3 protein-coding genes are annotated in these 2149 nt (G+C 32.2%); all 3 read left to right on the forward strand.

Annotation, left to right across the window (positions count from 1 at the left end; genetic code table 11):
- Positions 1-149: 149 nt before the first annotated feature.
- The 3 genes from ACQY56_RS08540 to istB all read left to right on the forward strand — a co-directional run bounded on the left by ACQY56_RS08540 (position 150) and on the right by istB (position 2091).
- Positions 150-647, forward strand: coding sequence for a helix-turn-helix domain-containing protein (locus tag ACQY56_RS08540; RefSeq protein ID WP_428743747.1), 498 nt, complete (start codon positions 150-152; stop codon positions 645-647).
- Positions 648-733: 86 nt separating this feature from the next.
- Positions 734-1282: a hypothetical protein gene (locus tag ACQY56_RS08545; protein WP_428743748.1), complete on the forward strand. Its 549-nt coding sequence runs from the start codon at positions 734-736 to the stop codon at positions 1280-1282.
- On the forward strand, positions 1273-2091 hold the full coding sequence (gene istB / locus ACQY56_RS08550; RefSeq protein WP_428743749.1) for an IS21-like element helper ATPase IstB: 819 nt from the start codon (positions 1273-1275) through the stop codon (positions 2089-2091). Before ACQY56_RS08545 ends, istB begins: the two co-directional genes overlap by 10 nt.
- Positions 2092-2149: the final 58 nt, after the last annotated feature.

Genomic DNA, 2149 nt, shown 5'->3' on the forward strand with positions numbered 1-2149 from the left:
TGTCAAACGAACTGCTAAAATCGTCAGTTAGAAATGTAAATTAGAAGTTGCATTTTAATCTTAAACCTTAAAAACTAAAACTAATTTAGTTACACTCCAATTTCATATATTGAGAAAGGAGTGAAGTGTTAAGAAAAGGCGATATAAAGATGATAAAAAAGCTATTAAAAAAAGGCTTCAGTAAAAGTGCAGTTGCTAGAAAACTTGGTATCAGTAGAGATACAGTTAGAAGATATGCAAATGCTCCAGATGATTATGTACCAAAAATAAATCGTAAACCAGTGATAAATAGTGTTGATCCATATTTACCATACATTGCAACTATGCTAGAAACTGCAAGAGATGAAGGTGTTGAGATTCCAACAACTGTTATCTATGATGAGATTGTAAAACTTGGATATGATGATTCGTTGCGTTGGCTTCAACAAGTGATGAGAAGATATGAGCTTAGAAAACGTACCAAAGATGATGAACCATTAATTAGATTTGAAACAAAAGCCGGTCAACAGATGCAAGTTGATTGGGTAGAGTTTCCAAAAGATAATCTCTCAGCATTTGTAGCTACAATGGGATATAGTAGAGCATCTTATGTGGAGTATGTAGATAATGAGAAAGTTGAGACATTATTGGGATGCCATAGAAGATAGAATAAAACATACTAAATGTATGTTTTATTGTGTCGCGTGCCTTTGAGTATTTCGGTGGAGTACCGAGTGAGTGTTTATACGATAATATGAAGACAGTTATAATCAAACGAAATAGATATGGTAGAGGGAAACATCAATTTAATCCACTCTTTGAAGATTTTTCCAAACATTGTGGATTTACTATAAAAGTATGTAAACCTTATCGTGCAAAAACCAAAGGGAAAGTTGAGAGATTTAATCATTATCTGCGATACAATTTTCATAATGGATTAAAAGTAAAACTCTCAATGAAAAATTATCAACTTAATATTGAAAATGCAAATGCAGAAGTTTTAAAATGGCTTGATGATACGGCTAATCAAAGAATTCATCAAACTACACTTCAAATCCCAATGGAACTATTGGCACAGGAGCAACCCCACTTGCTTTCCATGCCTAAACCTTATGGTGGCATCCATCCGAAGGTTCTAATACAAAGTGTATCTAAAAAAGAGTCACACTTCAAGAAAAAAGTTGATACAAGTTCTATTTATATACCAAATCGTGATATGCAAAGCTATGATGATCTGATACCAATTGCACTTTATATGATACCATCACTTAGTGTTAGTGTAGGAGGTGGCGTATGGAACTAAACGAGAAAATCATAGAGCTAAGCAAAGAGCTTAAATTATCAACTATATCTGAAGAGTATCATGGTGTAGCCACAACAGCTGCTAAAGAGAATTGGCAATATGTGCAGTTCTTGCATGAGCTTTTAAAACTTGAAGTTGATAATAGAATGGATAGAAGTAAAAATACTCTCACAAAGCTTGCGGGCTTTCCAGCTATAAAAACATTAGAGCAGTTTGATTATACATTCTCTGTTGGAGTTAATCGGAAACAGATAGAGGAACTTGCTAATTTATCTTTTATAAAAAAGCATGAAAATATAGTGCTTTTAGGACAGTGTGGTGTTGGTAAAACTCATCTAGCAATAGCTCTTGCATACAAAGCTGTTCAGCACAGATACAAAGCAAGATTTACAACAATATCTGAACTACTAGCCAATGCCACTAAAGCTAAAAAAGAAAAAAAGTATGATTCATTTTTAAAATCAATTACCAGTCCATCTGTGTTAGTGATTGATGAAATAGGATACTTTAACATGAATAAAGAGGAATCCAATCACTTTTTTCAGATTATCTCTAAACGATATGAAAAAGGATCAACAATACTTACATCAAATTTAGTATTTAGCAAATGGACGCAAATATTTGCAGGAGATAAAATTACCACTACTGCAATTTTAGATAGGATTTTACACCATTCTCATATTATTAATATACAAGGAGACAGTTATAGATTAAAAGAAAAAAAAGATCAAGGTATTATCAATTCAGATATTTATAAGTTTGGAGCTAAATCTTCAAACAAAATGGTAGAAAAAACAAAGGTGGTTTAAGTTTCAATTAGTGACTTTTTTAGCAATTTAACTGACTAATTTTAGAGTTCGCTTGACA

The organism is Sulfurimonas sp., assembly GCF_050296975.1.
Lineage (GTDB): Bacteria > Campylobacterota > Campylobacteria > Campylobacterales > Sulfurimonadaceae > Sulfurimonas.

Bases quoted from the DNA above. Each gene is read 5' to 3' on its own strand.
- ACQY56_RS08540 (WP_428743747.1), top strand. From the start codon at position 150: ATGATAAAAAAGCTATTAAAAAAAGGCTTCAGTAAAAGTGCAGTTGCT.
- ACQY56_RS08545 (WP_428743748.1), top strand. From the start codon at position 734: ATGAAGACAGTTATAATCAAACGAAATAGATATGGTAGAGGGAAACAT.
- istB (WP_428743749.1), top strand. From the start codon at position 1,273: ATGGAACTAAACGAGAAAATCATAGAGCTAAGCAAAGAGCTTAAATTA.